This window comes from Moritella viscosa, from assembly GCF_900120065.1.
GTDB classification, from domain to species: domain Bacteria; phylum Pseudomonadota; class Gammaproteobacteria; order Enterobacterales; family Moritellaceae; genus Moritella; species Moritella viscosa.
On the sequence record NZ_FPLG01000039.1, the window covers coordinates 45,301 to 66,410 of the forward strand.

A 21,110-nucleotide genomic window follows, 5' to 3' on the forward strand; every position below is an offset into this window, starting at 1 on the left:
ATCGTGAGTTGCCATATGGGGATTAAGTTATTGTGATTAGCCGTAGCTAGTTAAAAGTCCCAAGGAATGAGCTTCTTCAATGCTTTATCAGTGATAAAATAAAGTAAGACTGACAGAGTTGATAAGATCAGTAATGCTGCAAACATTTCATCAATCATCATACGAGCATTGGCTTGGAGCATGAGATAACCCAAGCCTGCACTTGAGCCGACCCATTCACCTGCAACAGCACCAATAGGTGCAATCACCACTGCCACACGGATACCCGATGCTAATGTCGGTAACGAAGCTGGTAGTTGAATATGACGTAGCATTTGCCATTTGGTTGCGCCCATGGTTTTAGCCAAATCTAAATAGCCAGTTGGCGTATTACGCAAACCGTCATAACAACAGGTCGTCACGGGGAAAAAGATGATTAATGCTGCCATTACTATTTTAGAGGTCATACCGTAACCTAACCAAAGCATCAGTACTGGTGCAATGGCGAATACGGGGATGGCTTGGCTAGCAATCAAAATCGGTAATAGCCAATGCTTAATAGGCTTAAACAATAGCATCAGCAGCGCAAAAAATAGCCCCATGAATAAACCGAGTAACAAGCCAAATACAATTTCTTGTGCGGTCACCAATGTGTGCTTAAGCAAGACTTCATGGCGCTCGATTAAGCGTTCAAAGACAGCTAATGGTGTGGGAAGAATGAAAGAGGGCATTTCAAAAATGACCACAATGCTTTGCCATAACCCGATAATAACAAGTGCACTAATGATAATGCGCAGTACCGGGCTAATATGGATTATTTGTTTCTTGTTTTTACTCTTCTGCTGATGTGTCAGGTTTGCACTAATGATATTACTCATGCTCAGCTCCATATTCCTGTGCTAAACAAGTCATGATTTGTTGCTGTAGTTGTGCACATTCAGCATCGAATTGACGCGGTTTCGCCGATGTCGGTACTTGTAAGTATTCTGCCTCAGCAGGCTTGCCTTGCATAATATAGATATGATCAGCGAGGCGGATCGCTTCTTGGGGCTCGTGTGTGATTAAAACGACGGTTTTATCTTTTAACAATTCACAAGCGAGGTCTTGTAATCGATAACGAGTCACGGCATCTAAGGCTGAAAAGGGCTCGTCCATTAATACAACGGGTTTGTCTTGCATTAATGTTCTTGCCAGTGCCACGCGTTGACGCATGCCTCCAGACAGTTGTTGCGGAAAACGATTGGCATTATCAGCAAGACCGACCTTAGCCAGTAGATCGAGTGCTTTGTCAGTTTTTGGTGCTGATTTTTCAGTGCCGAATTTACTGCTTAACATGACATTGTCGAGCACGGACAACCAAGGTAGCAATAAATCTTGCTGTGCCATGTAAGCAATTTGATTGGTTAAGTCTGGTTGAACTAAGTTATTCGCGTTAACTGATAGTTCTCCTGACCACATTATTTTATGATCTAACAGCCCTGCAAGGTAACGCAGTAGTGAGGTTTTACCACTGCCGCTACGCCCTAAAATACAGGTCCACTGCCGAGCTGGCACCGTCATGTTCAGCTTGTTTAATACGGGGTCAATACTGTCGTTATAATGTAAATAACCGTTCTTAATCGCGATGTTTACCGCAAGGCTATCTTCCGATTTTAGCTTTGTCTGCGAGGTGCTAGACATCAGCATGACCAGTAAAGAAGTGATTAACCGGACCGTGGCCGCTACCTATATCTAATTCATCCGCGTGAGCAATGGCGTTGGAGATGTATTGCTTAGCTAACTTCACAGCTTGCAGTAGATCATAGCCTTGGGCTAAGTAGGATGCGATTGCTGAGGATAGCGTACAGCCAGTGCCGTGCGTATTGTGGGTATTAATGCGTTTTGCGGTTAACTGTTCCACATGGTCTTGGAAGATGAGTAAATCGTTACTGTTGTCATCTTGCTCTAAGTGACCGCCTTTTAATAGTACTGCATTGACATTAAGCTGACGCAATTCGCTAATCATGCTGCCCATTTCATCTTCATTGGTAGGCACATCTGAACCAATTAAAGCAGCTCCTTCGGGTAGGTTAGGGGTGATTAAGTCAGCAAGTGGTAGTAGCTCTGATCTAAGCGTACTGATCGCTGATTCTTTAAGCAGTAAGTCGCCGCTAGTAGCAATCATAACTGGGTCAACAACTAAAAATGCTGGCTTAAATTGCTTAATTTTAGCGGCGACGACGTTGATAATATCGCAGTCAGCAAGCATTCCAACTTTCACTGCCACGACGTTTAAATCGCTAAATACGGCATCGAGTTGTTTTTCGATATGTTCAAGTGGGATGGGAAAAATTGCGGATACACCGAGAGTGTTTTGCGCAGTGATTGCGGTGATTGCAGAACAAGCATAACTGCCAGTTGCTGATATTGCTTTGATATCTGCTTGAATACCAGCACCGCCACCGCTATCTGACCCTGCAATGGTTAATACAATTGGTGTTGATATGTTTGTTATAACCTTTAGCATAAATATTCCTAGGGCTGGCGCACAGGAACTTTATCAAGCCAAAGATTGAGAGACGCAGAAGGTCAAATCATGAGAAGCAAGATCGATAGTTCCCTACGTCAGTGTTAACTGAATCAGGTTCAACGGGTCTCGCAATAAATATGCGATCTCAGCCTATTAGGCCCCCCGACTATATGTGTTGCAATAGTAACAAGTTTTGTTGAAATCGCAATCAAACAATTAAGCTATTGATATGATTGTTCGAATTTTAGTGTCTTTTATAATGGATAATGTTGTTTTTGATTAATATATTATTATTTGTAGGCACTGTCACAATTACCTAAAAAGGAGCATGGAATATGCTTGCTATAAAGGCTAATACGAATAAAATCAACGTGATAATATTTTATCTCTTACGGTTTGTAAGGGGTAAATAAATTGTAGGTACGACTCTTGATTATTATAAAAACAAAGGAATGATGAAAATGAACGTAGTTAAAAAGACATTGGCAATTGCAACGTGTTTATACTTAGTTGGTTGCGCATCGGGTGCACAGGTTGAGAATATGGTGTATCAAGGCGAACAAAAAGTATATCCAGCAGCAGTACAAAATAACTTGGCCTTGTCGTCAGTTTCGGGTGGTGAGGATACAAATGCTGCTTGGACATCTGAAATTAGTGATGTTGCTTTTTCTGGTGCAATTAAAGAGAGCCTATTAGAGCAAGGACTTTTCTCTGAAAAGGGAAAATATCAACTATCAGCTAAAATTGTGGACGTTGAACAGCCATTGTTTGGCCTTGATATGACAGTCACGACAAAAGTTAACTACACGTTGACAGATACTTTAAGCGGTAAAGTGATACTTGATGAAGTAGTGAAGGCCCCACATACAGCTACTTTTGGTGATGCATTCTCTGGTGTTGCGCGCCTCCAAATGGCCAATGAAGGTTCAGGGAAGAAAAATATAGAAGCACTACTTAATAAGCTTGCAGAATTAAACATTGAAGCAAATGAAGTTCGTTTAGCGCAATAATATTGCGGCTAGATTTATTTTTTATATATTATTGGTGTTGTTACTTGATACAAACAACACCAATATGAGTAGGCCATGATTTGCTATATATCGAAGGCAAATCATGCATAAGTTTTAGTAAATCCTTTTAAGTTCATTCCCGTTGTTCCCATCCCCCATGAAATTTCATCGCAGAGGTAATACTGTTATCACGTTTTACTGTGCTTAATTTTATTTTTACAGCCCTTACAAAACAGGTTGTTACGTTATATTTGTGAGGTTATATCCAGTCAATGTGATAACCTAAAATAGATAAGTCATTGTTCGTATTAATGAATCGCTTGATAACTTTGAACGTATCATTTTAGTTTGTCTTGTCGACCAAAAGGGGCTCAGATAAGTGTTGGGAAAAATAAAGGGAATTATTATGTTGGATAAAAAATATACCGCAGGTGTCTTAGCTATCTCTGTGTTTATGACAAGCGGTTTTATTACTGCTCAAGCTCAAACGTCAGAAGAAAAAGGTTTTGCTATCGCAAAAGAGCGTAAGGTAAGGGATTCTGGGTGGAATGATAGTATCCAGCAAACCACTATGGTACTGCGTAATGCAAAAGGGAAGGAAAGTATTCGAGAAATACGAATAAAAAGTCTAGAGGTTGTTGATGATGGTGATAAAGGTTTGACTATTTTTGATAAACCCGCAGACCGTAAAGGTACTGCTTTTCTTTCTTTTTCACATATCAATAAAGCGGATGATCAATGGCTTTATTTACCGTCATTAAAACGAGTTAAGCGCATTTCCTCTCGTAATAAAGCGGGCCCTTTTATGGGGAGCGAATTTTCATATGAAGATCTATCTTCATTCGAGCTAGAAAAATTCAAATTTAATTATCTAAAAGATGACATGTTTAACGGTAGCCAAATGTTCGTGATTGAAAGTTTTCCTACCGATGAAGACTCTGGATATACCAAACTGATTAGTTGGGTGGATCAAGACAAATATCTTGTACACAAAGTTGATTTTTATGATCGTAAATCGACAAAATTTAAGACGCTTACTGCAAATAACTACAAGCTATATCTTAATAAATTTTGGCGAGCCGAATCGATGACCATGATTAATCACCAAACTGGGAAAAGTACGACAATGACTTACCATGATGTGAAGTTTAATCAAGGGTTAACAGTACGCGATTTTAATAAAAATTCATTAAAGCGTGCGAGATAAGTTTAATCCTATGGGATATTTAGAGACTTCGTTGAAATACAATAATAAGTCCTTAGTTGCTGTATTAAGTTTAATTATCTCCACGAGTTCATTCGCTGCGATAAACTTAAGTGGCTTGGTGGGCCTAGAAACTCGATATTTTATACAAACACCAGTTGACTCGGAACAAACTGATGAGCAGTTATCACTAAATTTTAGCCCTGAACTTTATTGGGAAGGGGACGATCAAAGCGTTCTTTTCAAACCTTATGTTCGTTTAGACAGTGTGGACTCTAACCGTTCCCATTTTGATATTCGAGAAGCTATCTATTCTACATATCACGATACTTTTGAATTGAAAGTGGGTATCGGTAAGGTTTTTTGGGGGGTAACAGAAACGCTTAATTTAGTTGATGTAGTTAATCAAAATGATGCAATAGATCGATTTGATGAAAACGAAAAGTTAGGTCAGCCTATGTTTCATTTTTCAACCTTTAGTGATTGGGGAAATGTAGAACTACTGATATTACCTTTTTTTCGACCTGTTATTTTTCCTGGTGATAAAACACGTTTTCGCCCAACCCCTATCGTATTAAGAGCACTTAATTCAGGGCGCTCTAATGGTATAGGACCTACATATATAGATATAAGAATAGATAATAGTGATCCTACATATGAAGCGAAGAATGGTGAATCACATATAGATCTAGCAAGCCGTTGGACAAACAGTATTGATAACTGGGATCTTGGGGTAAGTTGGTTTAATGGTACATCAAGAGAGCCTAATTTTAACGTATCGATTGATTCCGATGTATTATCGACTGGACAGGTAACATTGAAGCCATTTTATCCATTGATTAATCAGTTTGGCATTGATACTCAGTACATTTATGATGATTGGATACTTAAGCTAGAAAGTATTAATCGAAGTGGCGATAAAATCAAAAATTACACTGCATTTGTTACGGGGTTTGAATATAATTTTTATGCTATTCAAGACTCAATGATCGATATAGGGATGATCGTTGAATATGCATGGGACTCACGTGACAAGATCAAAAATTTAAATGAAAATATGAGTAATCTAGAAGACATTAAGCGTCAAATTGAGAGTAATAATCTCAGCATTAACCGCAATAACATATCTGTTGCATCAAGGTTTACATTTAATGATGTAGAGTCGAGTGAACTACTGATAGGAACAAACCAGAACCTTGATTATAAAGGTTCTCGAACAATATTTATTGATATAAGCACCCGAGTAGGTGAGTCCACTAAAATATCTGCAAACGCGACGTTTATTTGGAGTGACGATCCATTTGATCCTAGCTATATGTTCCGACAAGACGACTATATTCAAGTCACGGCCGAGTATTACTTTTAATTAAATGAGCCCTTCAAGGGCTTATTTTAGCTGTGTTAGTCACTTAATTTAATTCCCCATATCCATACAGTTAAATCCCTCCTTTATTATTTTTACTTGAACTCCTGCACTTTTTATCGACTCTTTCGTTATTGAAATCACCCACGTTTAACTGTTCGTTATCGACCACCTGTAACAGTGGAAGCGGATATTAAATTTTATAGATATGTTAATAAAAAAAAGCATTTAAATACTCCTATTTGGATACCCTGTTTATGCTGATTATAATGAATCATGTTACCTAATATAGGTGAATTCTTTTATTTACAATGATTTATGCTCAATTTGCAGGCTGATTCTTTTATTTACAACAATTTAACATATCCACTCTATTTTACTGGTCTTAGCGTTTTAAACTAGGGTTTAACCCCTGAGAGGTATAGTGTGGTGGTAGTTTCATATTTAGCAGACTATATGGCTATAAAGTGGTTGTATATGACACCCTGTCACTCATGGTTTGTTTTTATATCTTCTAAATCAATAGCTTACACGTTGAAGCTGGCCATTCTAAATGTTATCTTTTTAAATGTTAACGAAAAGTAATGTATCAAACGTATCAGAAAGTAAATTTAAAAAAACCACTCTGTAATGTTCGTTCGCTCACTGCTGTGGTTCTTGTACTATATATTTAGGATGGATATTGTAAATGGAAGTCATAAAAACCTCTTTACTGATTAACTTTGTTATTAAAAGACCAAAACTAACAATTTGTTTGTTCACATGTCTGATCTTTGTTTCAATTTTTGGCACCCTGAACCTCAGTTTTACGTCTGATTTCAGATCTTATTTCAGTTTAGACAATCCCCAGTTAAAAACATTTGAACAACTTGAAACTGACTTTAATAAACAAGACACACTGACTTTTCTTGTTGAGAGTTCGAATAATAATCCAAGTATCTACCAGGCTGAAATTATTCATTATCTTGAATTATTAACCGATGAAGCATGGGCTATTCCTTATTCTCGGCGTGTTGATTCACTGATTAACTTTCAAAAGATGAGCGTAGATGAAGATGATTTACAAATAAATGATTTAGTACCCGGAAACAGTCATTTGACACCGTCTTTTTTACTCGAATTAAAGCAGTATGCAGAAACTCAACCTAGGCTACTTAACAATTTAGTCAGTGTAGATGGAACGCTTGCAATCGTTCAGGTTACCCTCACTTTACCTGAAAGTAATGAGGCTGCGACTCCAGAGCTAATTAGTTATGCTCGAAATAAGCTTGAAGAAATAAGTAATAGTAATGTAAAAGTCCAACTTTTTGGTACTTCAGTTATTAATATTGCGTTAATGGAAGCGGTTGAGCGTGATATGGCGCTACTTATTCCGAGTAGTTATTTATTAATTTTTGCTGCAATATATTTCTTATCTTGCTCTATTTCTGGCGCTACTCTGTCTCTTGGTGTGACCTTGATGACAGTATTGTCAGTGTTTGGTATTTTTGGCTGGCAAGCGCATCAACTCACTCCAGTTGTTGGTGCTGTACCGTCAATGATTATGGTCATTGTAGTTGCTGATTGCATGCATTTACTTGTCTCTTATCAATATTATATACGCCAAGGCCTTAAGCAAGAATCTGCAATTCGAGAGGCTCTAACAGCCAATATTAAACCTATTGTTATTACTTCAGTCACAACAGCGATAGGGCTTCTTTGTTTAAACTTTAGCGAGTCACCACCTTATCGAGATCTTGGTAATCTCGTTGCTTTGGGGGCGATTATCGCCTGTATTTTGAGTTTGACTTGGTTTCCGGCTGTTTTATTACTATTGCCCGAACCGAAGAAACTGCCGAATATTGATAACGGATGGTTACACTCCATTATTATGAAGTTTAGTCAGCTGCTGACAACACATACAAAGTTATTGTGGCTATTCACTTTTGTGCTTCTTTTGGCTGGTGGTTTTGGCGCAACTAAATTAGAACTAAATGATCAATGGCATCAATATTACGATGAGACCTTCGATGTTCGTCAAGCAATTGAAACTCAAAATGATAAATTAAATGGCGTTAACTTCATTCAATACTCTGTTGCGTCAGGTGGTGAGTTGGGCATATTAACGCCTGAATATCAAAAAGATTTAGATAAGTTAATTCAATGGGTTCGCACACAAAATAATGTCGGATATGTTGATGGGTTTAGTCTACAAGTTAAGGAGTTAAGCCAAAAACTTAATCAAGATAATCCTGATTTTTATCAGGTACCAAATAGTAAAAATGCGATAGCTCAATCTGTGTTGCTTTATGAAATGTCACTCCCTTATGGTATGGGCGTTGACGAGCAGGTTAATTTTGATAAATCAGCGACACGATTAACAATCAATTTACATAAAATATCCTCTAAAGAATTATCAGCATTTGATCTGAAGTTAACAACTTGGGCTGCAGAGAATACACCTACGCTGTTGCTAACAGAGGGGTCGGGTGTTGATATGATTTTTGCAAAAATTTCAGATCGTAATAGTGAGAGCTTGCTGAAAGGAACTGCGCTTGCGTTGATCTTAATTTCAGTATTACTGAGCTTCTTGCTGCGCTCTTGGAAGCTAGGCCTTATTAGTATCATCCCTAATATTATTCCGATCATGATGGCTTATGGTATATGGGGGCTTATGGATGGTCACATTGACCTAGGTCTTAGTATCGTCGCAAGTATGGGGCTAGGGCTTGTTGTTGACGATACTGTTCATTTTCTATTTAAATATCGTCACGCGAAACAAAATAATATGGCAACGACAGAAGCGGTTGAGTACGCATTTAATATCGTTGGTATAGCCATCATTATTACATCGATAGTACTTACTTTAGGTTTCGGACTGCTGACATTATCACACTTCTCACCGACCTACGGAATGGGAGCATTACTTGCCTTAACAGTGATGCTTGCTGCCGTTATTGACTTCATTTTATTACCGTTACTTTTACTCAAGTTCGATAAATAACTCAATGGATGAGCCCATTAATAAATAGGCTCGAATAGTACCAAAAGGACTTTAATCATGACACAAGCTTTAACCCTTAACGACTCTATCCACAAAAGAATACTTGGATGGATTGATGAACGTTTTCCACTTCCTAATGCAGTATTATTTTTTATTTTGTATTTGCTTTCTGCCGTCGTTGCGAGAGCGACGCATAATGGTGAATCGAGTCTTGTTCTGTTTGATATTGTAAGCTGCTTAGTCACTTGGCTATTATTTTTACTTGTTCGTATTTTTGATGAACATAAAGATTACGAGTTAGATGTACTTAATCATCCTAAACGAGTTCTGCAAAGTGGGCTTGTTACGTTAAATAATTTAAAAGTATTAGGCGTTATTTCTATTGTTTCTCAGGTACTTATTTCACTGTATCTAGATGCATTTAGTTTTGGAGCTGTTACCTTTTCCTGGGCAATAATGTTTGTTTATTTATGCTTAATGGGCGTTGAGTTTTTTTGTGGTGAATGGTTAGAGGAACGTCTTACGCTTTACGCTTTTTCTCATATGCTACTTATGCCTATTACCGTTTATTGGTTGGCTAACTTAGCTGTGCCTGGGATTGAACTAAATACCCCATTAATACTGACTATGCTGTTGTCATTTGTGAGTGGCTTTTGCTTTGAAATAACACGTAAAACCAGAGGACCTGAAGAGGAGAGAGAGACGGTCGATTCATATTCAAAAATATTTGGTACTAAAGGTTCAGCATTTGTCATTATTTTACTGCTATCAGGCATGCTTTTTTTGCAAATATTATTACTACTTAGTTTAGACGTTTCAATTGTTTGGATTTATGTTATCGCGTCATCTGCAATGTTTGTTTATTCCTTGAAATTCATTTTAACTTTTATTCGTTATCCAACTTTAGCTGCTCGAGAAAAGAATGAAACTGCTATCGGTCTTAACCTGCTTGTTGGTTATCTCATCGTCATCATCGCAACGTTTATTTAAGCCCAAGGGTAGGATTATAGTATGAGAACCAGAAGTGAAAATATCGTTAGTTACAGCATGAATGATGTAGCTAATACAAAGAGTACTATGTGTGTCGACAAGAATGTCAGGGCTGTGACACTGCTTAATGTTTCTAAATGTCAGTTAACGCTTTCCTGTAAAGAGTATCAATTTAGTTGTGTTGGACAGCGTATTGAAAGTATTAAAATATCTATTCTTGGTCATGCCTTCCAGTTAAATAATTTATCTGTTTATCAGATTGACCAAAATAATGGTGTTGCACAGGTTGAATTACGAAATGAGACTGATAGCGATACTAAAAAAGTGCTGTGGAAAATATGCGATATCTTGCACCTTATACAAGAGCAAAAAAGCAATGGAAGACTGTCTCAATTACCATTACCAAAAGTACCAGGGCGAGGTTTATACACTCAAGAAGCAAGATTAGACCGTCTCGAATATGTGCGTAGCCATACAGAAGCAAAGCTTGAAATGGTGGCTCAGACGACACTTAATGAATCTTCACTAAAGAGTAATATCGAAGCACTAATCGGTTCTGTCGAAATACCTTTAGGTGTTGCAGGTCCACTGCTAATTCGGGGGAAACATGCTCGTGGATTATTTAATGCGCCGATGGCGACCTCTGAAGGTGCATTGATTGCTTCTGCAACGCGAGGTGCTACGGCATTATCTCAAGCTGGCGGGGTGAACGTTCGTGTATTAGGACAGCGTATGTATCGAGCACCCATTTTTGTGTTCAGTGATTTATCATCAGCCTTATTTTTTGCCGATTGGGTGAAAGATCATTATCAGGAGCTTGTTAAGCAAACGCGTCAATATTCAAATTATGCCGATCTTGTTGAAGTCTCGACTGAATTAATGGGTCGTGCTGTACATGTTCAATTTATTTATGAAACTGGTGACGCAGCCGGACAAAATATGACGACAACCTGTACTTGGCAGGCTTGTCAGTGGGTTTTAGATCAGCTCAAAGAGTTTGAAAATTTAAAATTACAGAATTTCGTGATTGACGGAAATACTTCGAATGATAAAAAAGTCACTTATCATTCATTTTTAAAGGGACGAGGAATTAGAGTCGTCGCAGAGTGCGTATTAACTGAAGACATATGTAAAAAAACACTAAAAGTAACACCACTGCAATTGATCACGGCCTATCACTACATCCTTAACGGTGCAATTGCATCGGGTACTATCGGTATTAATATTAATATTGCTAATGTGATTGCCGCTATGTTTGTTGCTACAGGTCAAGATATTGCGAGTGTTCATGAGTCATCGATAGGTAATCTGCATTTAGAACTGAACGAAAATAATGACATTTACATTACGCTTCAATTACCTTCACTGGTCGTTGGTACTGTGGGTGGTGGGACCAACCTGACGCAACAAAGAGAGTGCTTAGAAATACTTGGTTGTGCGGGGGCGAACAATTCACACAAGCTTGCAGAGATCATCACTTCATTCTGTTTGGCATTGGATCTATCCACTTTATCTGCGTTAGCCAGTGACCAATTTGCTAGAGCGCATGAAAAAATGGGGCGTAATAGGCCGATTGAATGGTTGACGTTGAAAGATCTAGACAAAGATTTCTTCACCAAAGGGATGCAAACGTATACTCAAAACTACGGGATTATTGTAGCCAAAGCGGAGCCCTTAGAAATAGAAAAAACGGGTTGCAGTATTATCTGTGATTTAACAGCTGAAAGAGTAAACAAGATTATAGGGCATCATCCTTATCAGCTCACTCTTGAAGGAGAAATAAATCCTGTAAACGTAATGGTTAAAATAAAGCCATTAGATACCGAAGTTATTTTAATGGTGAATGGCATTATGTCGATGGGGCACCCTGGGTTGGCCACATCATATAATAAGTTCAAAAAAAGTATGGGATTCAGAGGTTGCCATATAAGAGAGTTGGCTATCATGTCACAAACAGATCCTCGGTTTGTTCGTAATGCGCCTAAAACATATATGACCGTTCAGGATGATAGTCGTGAGTCTTATATATTAGTTCAAGAACTCATGGAAAACATGGAACTAATGGATAGCGCCGACGATACTTCTGGTTGGACTCCTGAGCATATTAATGCCGCAATTGAAGGTGTCGCTGAAGTTCATGCAATTTGGTATGGTCGTGAAGATGAGCTCGCCAAAAAAGAGTGGATCATGGATGTGCCTAACAGCGAAAACATGCAGGAAAAAATTTACCTGTGGGAAATGTTAGGCACGCATGCGACAGAAGATTTCCCCGAATGGTTCTGTGAAAAAGACATGGTTCGTTTTATCAATCGTGTTAATACATTAAAAGATTGGTATCGCGAGATAGATGCGATGCCAAAAACATTAATTCATAATGATTTTAATCCAAGAAATATCACTTTCCGCCGTGAATACGGTGAATTACGTCTTTGTGCCTATGACTGGGAACTGGCTACAATTCAAATACCTCAACATGATCTCGCAGAGTTATTAGCCTTCACCCTACAGCCTGACTTCGATCAAAGTGATGTCGAACAATATATCGAAAATCATCGTCAAGCATTACAACAGCAAACGAATTCAGAGATAGATCCAATCCAATGGCGTAGAGGGTTTACGTTGTCTTTATTTGATCTCGTGATTAACCGTATACCTATGTACATAGTGAGCCATAGCTTCCGTCACTATGAATTTATGGAACGAGTACAAATGACATTACGTAGACTTTTAGATCATGAAGGAGCAGTAGAATAATATGACCACTCAATATATTTTAGACGCGGTAGAAGCGGCACAAGTGGATACCGATTTACTCGGTGGTAAAGCTGAAAATTTAGCATTATTAACACGTAATGGATTCACTGTTCCTAAGTGGTGGGTACTAACAACGGAAGGTTTTTCAACACAACTTGAGCAGCTTGGTATTAAAGATTGGGTTGAAGATAAAGTTAAATTATTATCGGGTGAAGAAAATAACAAGGTTATTGCAGGCATTGCGCAAGAGATTCAAGCAGAGATCGGCAAACAGCAATTAAATGATGAAATAATACAGGGTATCCGTAGTGCAATCTCGGCAGAGGTATTAGCCAGAACATCTTTTGCTGTACGCTCATCTGTTGTGGGTGAGGATGCTGAAGGCGCATCTTTCGCAGGACAGATGGATTCATACTTATATCAAAGTGGCGAAAATGCTATTTTCACCTCGATTATTAAAGTGATGCAAAGTGCATTTAATCATCGGGCATTAGCATATAGGATCCAAAAAGGGCTCGATCTTAGCGACATTCGGGCTGCTGTGATTATTCAAGAGATGGTAGATGCTGACGCTGCAGGTGTGATGTTTACAGCTCACCCTATTACAGGTAGTCGCCAGCATGCTTTAATTTCATCAACTTGGGGCTGTGGTGAAGGGATTGTTTCAGGTATCTGTAATACAGATGAAACAACTGTTGCCCTGTATAACGATGATGTAGATACGATCATTAATGATAAAGACACAGCTCTAATATTTGATGCGAATGGTACACACGGCACAATAGAAGTGCCTGTTGAAGAGGTTCGTCGTGAAATAGCTTGCTTGGAAAAAAGTCAGATATTGGTGTTACGTGATATCGGTTTGAAAATTGCTGAAAGTTACCAAATGCCTCAAGACATCGAGTGGTGTTTAAAAGATGGCCATTTTTATATCTTACAAACGCGTCCAATTACCTCTTTACCGCCTATTAACGCTGCCACAGATGATGTACAAGTTTGGGATAATTCAAATATTCAAGAGTCTTATTGTGGCGTAACAACCCCATTAACCTTTAGTTTTGCGAATAGAGCTTACAAACATGTTTACGAGCAAACATTCAGGTTGCTTGGCATTAGTGAAAAAGTAGTGCAAGAAAATCAGGAGATGCTCAATAACATGCTGGGTTTAATAAATGGCCGAGTCTATTACAACATCAATAATTGGTATTTAGGGTTGCAGTTCCTTCCTTCATTTAAAACGAATAAGGCTGACATGGAACGTATGATGGGGTTAACTGATCCTGTCGATATGATCCAAGATAAACAGCTCTCTTTCAATGAGAAATTAAAAAAGTTACCACAAATATTTAAAGCATTATTTGCCTTGCTCAGTCGATACAGAAAGATGGATACACTAGTAGCAGAATTTAGATCCCACTTTCAACAAGTCTATAGCGCAATCAATAGAGAGCAGTTACACACGTTGACGATTGGCCAACTTATTAATAAAAGCAAGCAGCTAGATACAGAGATATTTTTAAACTGGACGTCACCAATTGTTAATGACTTTTATGTAATGACGATGAACGGAAAGGTGCATCGTTGGTTAGAAAAGGTGAGTGTAGAATATCCAGATGTAGTGCAAAACAATTTACTCTCGGGTGAAGAGGGGATTGAAAGTACTGAACCAACGAAGTTCTTGCTACGTATGTGTGGATATTTACGTCAACATGAAGAGATTAAAAATCTAGTCCTTGAGGGTGAAAACAGTAAATTACTTAGTTTAATACAGACTTGTGACCCTCAATTCTATTCACAGTGTATGGACTACATCGAACGTTTTGGTGACCGAACTATAGGCGAGTTAAAACTTGAATCTATTACACTACGTCAAGATTCCTCGTTCATGTTTGCAATATTGAAAAACTTCTTAGCAAACCCTGATTTAAGTCTTGAGTCTTTGGCCAAAAATGAGAGTAAATTTAGAAAAGAAGCGGAAGAATTAGTTTATCCATTAATTGAAAGTAAATTAGGACGTCGATCATTAAGGAAATTCAAAACAGACCTTGGGAAGCTGAGAGATGCTATTCGTAATAGAGAAAATATGCGTTTGGCACGTACACGAGCCTTTGGTTTATTTAGAAGTATTTATTTAGAAATTGGCGAACAGCTTGCGTTTTACGGCAAGATAGATGAACCAAGAGATATATTCTTTCTAAGTATCGAAGAAATTTATGCTTATAAAGAAGGTCGTTCCATACATACCAAACTCGATACTCTTATTGCCCCACGTAAGCAAGAGTTTGCATCGTACGAAGATAATGACTTACCACATCACTTTTGGACTAAAGGTGCGGTTTATTGCAATAACGTCTATGAGTACCCGCATCAAGATGAAGACCTTGATCTAAATTCTGAACATTTAAAAGGAACAGGCTGCTATCCAGGTGTTGTAGAGAAAAACATACGCTTGATTTTCTCTCCTGATGATGAGCTAAGTCTAGATGGTCAAATTCTCTGTACAGTAAGAACCGATCCCGGCTGGGCACCATTATTCCCAACTGCTGGTGGTATTATCGTCGAGCGGGGGTCAACATTGTCGCATTCTGCAGTTGTCGCTCGCGAACTTGGAATTCCGGCTATCGTTGGCGTCCCTAATTTAACTAAAATCCTAACCGATCATGAAAAGATCCGCATGGATGGTACGTCTGGAAAAGTTGAGCGAATTGAGGTATCGGATAATGATTAATCATCAATCATGGATACCTGAAAATACATTGCCGAATGCATTTTTTGATGTCGCAGCAAAGATATATCAGGATAAAGCTTACTGGATTAAAGAAAGTGAAGCTCAAATTCGCCAGCAGTTTAGTGCTGAAAACCCTTATTTTAAACACTGCGAAGCAAAGGTTATTGTCTATGAAAATGAAGCAAGAGTTGTTGCTTTCTTCAATCCGAATCAACAAATAGATGGGGAGACCGTCGCCTATTTTGGGTTCTGGGAAACGGTTAATAATGTTGAGTTGAATCGAGTTCTATTCTCTCAAGTAGAGACATGGGCAAAATCGAAAGGTGCAACTCGATTATATGGACCGATTGACTTCAGTACATATGGTGAAAATCGTATACGGATAAATAGTTTTACCAGTCCTGCATTTATTAGTGAACCCTTTAACCCTGATTATTACCCAGAGCTATTATCACAATTAGGGTTCGGGATTAAATATAACTATGTTTCTCGTATACACGATAAATTATCAGAGTTCGCATTACAGGTTCGTCCTTTTTATGACGGACTAATGACTAAAATTGGTCACGAATTTACTATTACGCAGTTAACACCTGAGATATGGCTGGATAAACTAGACCAGTTTTACCCCATGATTGACCAAAGTTTCAAAGATAATTTTGCATATACGCCCGTAAGTTGGACTCACTTCAAACATAACTTTGGGCAAAGGTTCGCTGGCAAGTTATGCCCTAAAACATCAGTGCTTGTACTCGATAAACAAGGGGGAATAGCCGCATTTTTACTCTGCTTTCCCGATTACGGTGAACTTGTGAATCAACAAGGTGAACAACTGGATGTGGCTGAACTTAATTACAGCACACATTACAACGCTTTAAGTAGTCCAAGGCTTTTACTGATGAAAACCGGTGGTGCCGACCCTAAATATCGTTCTAAAGGTTTGTCGACGCTTGTTGCGATGCAAACCTCGATTTGGGCTAATGAATATTACGAGCAGCTTTCAGGCGCGATGGTACGAGAAGACAATCGTAGCTTGGCTTTTCTCAAAGATTGGGAAATTGAAAGGAAGTACGCTTTATTCAGTAAATCATTGGTTAACACCTCATTCTAAAAGGGACGTTTAAGATGAATGAGACTTATCATAATGGAAATATGGCTGCCGATTTTATATATCAAGCGAATCGATTTCCCAACAAATTAGCATTAAAAATTCCTGTGATGGATAAACAAGATTGTTTGTCAGAAGAATCTTGTACGTATGCGGAATTATTGAATCTTGTTAGCCGTTATCAACAGTTATGGCGAATTAAGGGGTGGAAGGCTACTGATAGGGTGATTATTATTTTAAAACCCAGCCAGCATTTATATGCCATTGCGCTGTCTATGACTGCAATTGGCATCATACCTGTATTTATTGATACGGGGATGGGTAGAAAAAAAATACAAATGGCGATCCAAGATGCAAATGCAAAAGCCATTATTAGCTCATCGGCTTTAGTAAAATTGTTTTGGTTTATCCCCTCACTATGGCGTCTTGAGCGTTTGGCTCTCGATAAACCGGGGATTGGCTATGGGGGGATTTTACAACAATTGGTGCTAAAAACGACAGCTGTGCCGATATGCATAGCACGGAATAATACTGACCATGGATTAATCACGTTTACTTCTGGTAGCACAGGTAGGCCGAAAGGGGCTGACCGTACACACAGCAGTTTAGTTAACCAGCATCGAGCCATCAGCTTGTTAGAAGGGGATAGTGAGAATGCTGTTGATAGCCCTTGCTTCCCAATGATTGTCTTACATAACTTAAGTTGTGGTATGAGTACCATTATACCTAAGGTTGACTTTGCTGATCCTGCTGGTGTGAATGCTGGCATTGTGATTGAACAACTTAAGGAAGCTGACGTAACACAAATATCAGGCGCACCTGCTTATATCTCTAAATTGGTTGATTGGTTATTAAGTCATAATCAATCCATGACGGATATTGGGCAAGTCGTTGTTGGTGGTGCAACAGTCTCCGTTGAACTTGCTAAACGAATACTGCAGGTATTTCCAAATGCTCATGGCATCATTATTTATGGTTCTACAGAAGCTGAGCCAATTTCAACTATCGATATGAAAACGTATATCACGGATCACAACCAAGCCGATGGCTACTTAGTGGGTACGCCACATGAATTTTGTGACGTCTTAATTGCTGATGTGAGTGATGATTGCTGCCATGAGTCATCTCTTGGCTTGGGTATGAAGAAGCAAGGTCAAGTAGGAGAAATACTCGTCAGTGGTGTGCATGTTCTTCAGCAGTACCTTGATAATCCAAGCGCAAATAGGGAAAACAAAATCCCTCGTAATAATGGGTTGGTTTGGCATAGAACAGGTGATACAGGGCTATTCGATACGCAAGGTAGGCTTTGGCTCACAGGACGTGTGAAAGATATTATTTATGTAAATAATGAGACCTTACAAGCATATCCAATTGAGTGTGGACTTGATGCATTAAAAGATGTGACACGTACAGCCTTAATTTCACATGAGAATCGTGTGTATCTGTTCTTACAACTTAAGACTGAAATCAACATTGGGTTACAGGTGCAAATTCAGCAAATATTACGTCAGTCGGGTATTCAGCAGGTATTGCCTTTAGTCTTGTCTAAAATCCCTGTTGATGGTCGGCATAATAGTAAAATTGATCGTCCAATGTTACGAGTGTACATTTTAAGTAGTAAGACGTCTAACGCTGAAACATGGAGTTGTTAATATGATTGAAAAAATAGAATCACCTTATATTATAAAGTTAAATCGCGTTGACTTATTAACGTTAACAAGCGTGTTTACTACTTTTACCGCATTGATTAGTGCGATTGATGAACGTCCCTATTTTGCGATGGTACTACTATTTATTGCGATGATAGCAGATGCCTTGGATGGCATTCTGGCGAGAAAGTGGGGGCTAGAACGAGATTTTGGCCGTTACCTTGATGGTTTTATGGATATGCAAATATACTTAATTACACCTGGAGTCGTTATGTACCAATGGGGTTTTGATGGCTACTGGTCTCTTTTCATTATGGCGATGATAACCAGTGGGAGTGTCAGGCTTGCCGCGTTTAATCAAACGGGTAATATAAAAGAAGAGAATGGATTAAGTTATTTAGGGATGCCTGTTTTTTGGAGTATTTTTATTCTTTCTGCTGCTTTTGTTATTGAAAGGGTTCTGGGATCATTTTCAGCATATATCTCACTTGCAGCTGGTTTATCTTTGTTTAGTTATTATATGGTCGTAAGGAAGCCTTTCTTTAAGTTTAAATCTATCAGCCAAATTGTAAAAATCACATTAACAGGTATATTATTTTTTACTGTTTTGGAACTTTTGAATCATGATAAGAGCTCTCCTATCATGAATATATTACTCGCTTTATATCTTTTGATTCCTGCTGCTTTGGGCGGGGTATTACATATGATTTTTGTGAGTGAAAATAGACTGAATTTTTTAGTTGTTCCTGTTAGCAAATCATTATTTGGCGCAAACAAAACATGGCGAGGGGTGATACTTGTTCCTTTGTTAACCATGGTTAGTGCACTGGTTTTAGTACTCATGGAGTTCGTATTAACAAAAGTATATGGTCAAGGCTTACTACCTGACATCAACGTTTTGTTTTTGGGATTTATCACAGGCGTTGGTTATATATTAGGGGAGTTTCCAAACTCTTACTTTAAACGTTGTTTGGGTATCGGGCCTGGAGAACTACCTGAAAAGAACAAATATTTTTTTATGGCGATAGATCAGTTAGATTCAGCTATTGGTATCGCAATTATGTATAGTTTAGTATTTGGTTTCTCTTTTGAAATATTATGGGTGTACGTACTTTGTTTCCCAATCACAGCACTTTTAGTAAAAAGATGGCTGTTCAATAACAAGTTGAAATCAAGTGCGGTATAACTAAAATAATTATGATACGCTTGCGTATCATAATTATTCGTAGTAACTTTGGTATAATGACAAATCAACAAATGAGTGATAGGAATGTCTGAAACGCTGCAAAGAAGCGCAGGGCGACCTGTTGATATACAAAAAACCCATAAAGTATTCGATGCAATAGACTGTATATTAGCAAGTGAAGGTATTTCAGGGCTCTCTATTGAGCGAATAGCAAGAAATGCCGGAATATCAAAGGCCACTCTGTACCGCCGCTTCGGTAATATTCATGGTATTTTGACAGCATATGTTGAAACTTTTACTCAACAAGCTTTAAGGTTGGTAATACCGAAGAATAAAATTGATTTAACTGAACCTGTTGAAATTGAAGAAATACTTATTGATTTTGGGTTCGATCTTATGTCTTTAATATGCCATCCTCGAATTATAGCATTCGATAATGCAATGCTAGCAGCCGGTAAACAGTTCGCTGACTTTAAAACAGAGCTATATCGCAATGGGCCTGAGAAAGCAATAATTCAAATAAGCGTTATTCTCGAACAAGCTCATATATCATCCTCATTTTTTGATATTAAAAGCTTGGCAGATATTCTATTTCATATTTGGCGTAGTGGTATTTATGACCAAGCTCGGATCTCAGGAAAAGTAGATATAAGTCCTGAACAGTTAAAGGCTCATGTTATATCTGGCACTCGATTTTTCTTATCTACTACTCTTCCAAGGAGTTCAAATGACAACCACTAACCTTCGTATTTTGATTGCAGGATCAACTGGTTATTTAGGACGTCATCTTGTTCATGAATTACTAATAAAGAACGCTGATTTTAAGGTTCTGGCTAGAGATTCAGCCAAGCTTGAAGCAATGGGAGTCGCTAAGGAAAAAATTGAGATAGTACAAGTGACAGACGCACAATCCCTAGATGGTTGTTGTGATGGCGTCGATGTTGTTATTTCCTGCGTTGGTATTACCCGTCAAAAAGACAGAGTTGGCTATATGGATGTCGATTTTCAGGCTAACTTGAACTTATTATTGGAGGCTGAAAGAGCGGGAGTTAAAAAATTTATCTATGTTTCAGCATTAAATGCTAAAAAATATTCGGGTGTAAGACTGCTTAAAGCAAAAGAGGCTTTTGTAACTAAGTTACTGGCTGTTAAGAGCTTGGAGGCTTGTATCATACGTCCGAATGGATTCTACTCTGATATTGAAGAGTTTTATTCAATGGCAAAAGCTGGTCGAGTTTATCTTTTTGGGAGCGGTAATGTAAGGCTGAATCCAATCCATGGAGAAGATCTTGCTCGTTTCTGTTTAGAGGCTATAGACAAACCTGACAGAGAGTTAGACATCGGTGGGCCCGAAGTTTTTTCTGTCTCCGAGATTGCAAAAGCCGCTTTTAATGCTCAAGATAAAAGAGTAAAGATTACATACTTACCTGACTGGATTAGAAAAATAGCCCTGTTTATTGCTACCATGCTGCCAGAGGCGTTAGGTGGACCTGCTGAGTTTTTTCTAACTGCTATGGCTCAAGATATGATCGCTCCCAGCTATGGTAACCGAAAGATTGATCCATATTTTAAACATATTTTTCAGTCGGATAGAAAGTAAATCATAGCAATAACGCGAGTGATTTTAAATAAGCGCTATTTTAAAAG

15 protein-coding genes and 1 riboswitch are annotated in these 21,110 nt (G+C 38.4%); of the genes, 12 read left to right on the forward strand and 3 right to left on the reverse strand.

The genetic code is table 11. The features are described from left to right. Positions 1 to 50 precede the first annotated feature (50 nt). Genes BT797_RS06325 through thiD form a run of 3 tightly spaced genes read right to left on the reverse strand, consistent with a single transcriptional unit; the run spans position 51 to position 2,485 of the window. Positions 51 to 857 carry an ABC transporter permease gene (locus tag BT797_RS06325; protein ID WP_045109956.1) on the reverse strand — a complete coding sequence of 269 codons (807 nt, stop codon included), beginning with the start codon at positions 855 to 857 and terminating at the stop codon, positions 51 to 53. After that, the gene (locus BT797_RS06330) at positions 850 to 1,659 is read right to left on the reverse strand and encodes an ABC transporter ATP-binding protein (RefSeq protein WP_170860820.1); all 810 of its coding nucleotides are present in this window, start codon (positions 1,657 to 1,659) and stop codon (positions 850 to 852) included. The genes BT797_RS06325 and BT797_RS06330 overlap by 8 nt, the downstream gene beginning before the upstream one ends. Next, entirely contained in the window at positions 1,652 to 2,485 is an 834-nt protein-coding gene (gene thiD, locus BT797_RS06335) for a bifunctional hydroxymethylpyrimidine kinase/phosphomethylpyrimidine kinase (protein ID WP_075471359.1), read from the reverse strand. Before thiD ends, BT797_RS06330 begins: the two co-directional genes overlap by 8 nt. A gap of 73 nt (positions 2,486 to 2,558) precedes the next feature. Then, positions 2,559 to 2,663, reverse strand: a riboswitch (TPP riboswitch). Between the two features lie 286 nt (positions 2,664 to 2,949). On the opposite strand from thiD, the gene BT797_RS06340 reads away from it, so the two are divergent. From BT797_RS06340 to BT797_RS06400, 12 genes are all read left to right on the forward strand, one after another. Continuing rightward, a complete protein-coding gene (locus BT797_RS06340; protein WP_045109959.1) occupies positions 2,950 to 3,498 on the forward strand; it encodes a hypothetical protein in 549 nt (182 codons plus the stop codon). Between the two features lie 406 nt (positions 3,499 to 3,904). Next, entirely contained in the window at positions 3,905 to 4,705 is an 801-nt protein-coding gene (locus tag BT797_RS06345) for an outer membrane lipoprotein-sorting protein (protein WP_075471360.1), read from the forward strand. Positions 4,706 to 4,736: 31 nt separating this feature from the next. Then, the gene (locus tag BT797_RS06350) at positions 4,737 to 6,068 is read left to right on the forward strand and encodes a hypothetical protein (RefSeq protein ID WP_139291747.1); all 1,332 of its coding nucleotides are present in this window, start codon (positions 4,737 to 4,739) and stop codon (positions 6,066 to 6,068) included. A 685-nt stretch (positions 6,069 to 6,753) separates the two neighbouring features. Next, positions 6,754 to 9,048: an efflux RND transporter permease subunit gene (locus BT797_RS06355; protein ID WP_075471362.1), complete on the forward strand. Its 2,295-nt coding sequence runs from the start codon at positions 6,754 to 6,756 to the stop codon at positions 9,046 to 9,048. 57 nt (positions 9,049 to 9,105) lie between these two features. Continuing rightward, the gene (locus BT797_RS06360) at positions 9,106 to 10,038 is read left to right on the forward strand and encodes a UbiA family prenyltransferase (protein ID WP_075471363.1); all 933 of its coding nucleotides are present in this window, start codon (positions 9,106 to 9,108) and stop codon (positions 10,036 to 10,038) included. Positions 10,039 to 10,059: 21 nt separating this feature from the next. After that, the gene (locus BT797_RS06365; RefSeq protein WP_075471364.1) at positions 10,060 to 12,792 is read left to right on the forward strand and encodes a phosphotransferase; all 2,733 of its coding nucleotides are present in this window, start codon (positions 10,060 to 10,062) and stop codon (positions 12,790 to 12,792) included. Position 12,793: 1 nt separating this feature from the next. Then, positions 12,794 to 15,520 (forward strand): phosphoenolpyruvate synthase, encoded by a 2,727-nt coding sequence (locus BT797_RS06370; protein ID WP_075471365.1) that lies wholly within the window; start codon positions 12,794 to 12,796, stop codon positions 15,518 to 15,520. Next, the gene (locus BT797_RS06375; RefSeq protein ID WP_075471366.1) at positions 15,513 to 16,631 is read left to right on the forward strand and encodes a hypothetical protein; all 1,119 of its coding nucleotides are present in this window, start codon (positions 15,513 to 15,515) and stop codon (positions 16,629 to 16,631) included. The genes BT797_RS06370 and BT797_RS06375 overlap by 8 nt, the downstream gene beginning before the upstream one ends. A gap of 14 nt (positions 16,632 to 16,645) precedes the next feature. Beyond that, on the forward strand, positions 16,646 to 18,280 hold the full coding sequence (locus tag BT797_RS06380; protein WP_075471367.1) for an AMP-binding protein: 1,635 nt from the start codon (positions 16,646 to 16,648) through the stop codon (positions 18,278 to 18,280). 1 nt (position 18,281) lies between these two features. Further along, positions 18,282 to 19,463, forward strand: a complete 1,182-nt coding sequence (locus BT797_RS23440; RefSeq protein WP_082293678.1) for a CDP-archaeol synthase — start codon at positions 18,282 to 18,284, stop codon at positions 19,461 to 19,463. Positions 19,464 to 19,547: 84 nt separating this feature from the next. Next, on the forward strand, positions 19,548 to 20,204 hold the full coding sequence (locus BT797_RS06395; RefSeq protein WP_045109966.1) for a TetR/AcrR family transcriptional regulator: 657 nt from the start codon (positions 19,548 to 19,550) through the stop codon (positions 20,202 to 20,204). Further along, on the forward strand, positions 20,191 to 21,063 hold the full coding sequence (locus tag BT797_RS06400; protein WP_075471368.1) for an SDR family oxidoreductase: 873 nt from the start codon (positions 20,191 to 20,193) through the stop codon (positions 21,061 to 21,063). Before BT797_RS06395 ends, BT797_RS06400 begins: the two co-directional genes overlap by 14 nt. Positions 21,064 to 21,110 lie beyond the last annotated feature (47 nt).

Excerpts from the sequence above, each read along its gene's own strand:
- BT797_RS06325 (WP_045109956.1), bottom strand. The coding sequence starts at position 857 with ATGAGTAATATCATTAGTGCAAACCTGACACATCAGCAGAAGAGTAAA.
- BT797_RS06330 (WP_170860820.1), bottom strand. The coding sequence starts at position 1,659 with ATGTCTAGCACCTCGCAGACAAAGCTAAAATCGGAAGATAGCCTTGCG.
- thiD (WP_075471359.1), bottom strand. The coding sequence starts at position 2,485 with ATGCTAAAGGTTATAACAAACATATCAACACCAATTGTATTAACCATT.
- BT797_RS06340 (WP_045109959.1), top strand. The coding sequence starts at position 2,950 with ATGAACGTAGTTAAAAAGACATTGGCAATTGCAACGTGTTTATACTTA.
- BT797_RS06345 (WP_075471360.1), top strand. The coding sequence starts at position 3,905 with ATGTTGGATAAAAAATATACCGCAGGTGTCTTAGCTATCTCTGTGTTT.
- BT797_RS06355 (WP_075471362.1), top strand. The coding sequence starts at position 6,754 with ATGGAAGTCATAAAAACCTCTTTACTGATTAACTTTGTTATTAAAAGA.
- BT797_RS06360 (WP_075471363.1), top strand. The coding sequence starts at position 9,106 with ATGACACAAGCTTTAACCCTTAACGACTCTATCCACAAAAGAATACTT.
- BT797_RS06365 (WP_075471364.1), top strand. The coding sequence starts at position 10,060 with ATGAGAACCAGAAGTGAAAATATCGTTAGTTACAGCATGAATGATGTA.
- BT797_RS06370 (WP_075471365.1), top strand. The coding sequence starts at position 12,794 with ATGACCACTCAATATATTTTAGACGCGGTAGAAGCGGCACAAGTGGAT.
- BT797_RS06375 (WP_075471366.1), top strand. The coding sequence starts at position 15,513 with ATGATTAATCATCAATCATGGATACCTGAAAATACATTGCCGAATGCA.
- BT797_RS06380 (WP_075471367.1), top strand. The coding sequence starts at position 16,646 with ATGAATGAGACTTATCATAATGGAAATATGGCTGCCGATTTTATATAT.
- BT797_RS23440 (WP_082293678.1), top strand. The coding sequence starts at position 18,282 with ATGATTGAAAAAATAGAATCACCTTATATTATAAAGTTAAATCGCGTT.
- BT797_RS06395 (WP_045109966.1), top strand. The coding sequence starts at position 19,548 with ATGTCTGAAACGCTGCAAAGAAGCGCAGGGCGACCTGTTGATATACAA.
- BT797_RS06400 (WP_075471368.1), top strand. The coding sequence starts at position 20,191 with ATGACAACCACTAACCTTCGTATTTTGATTGCAGGATCAACTGGTTAT.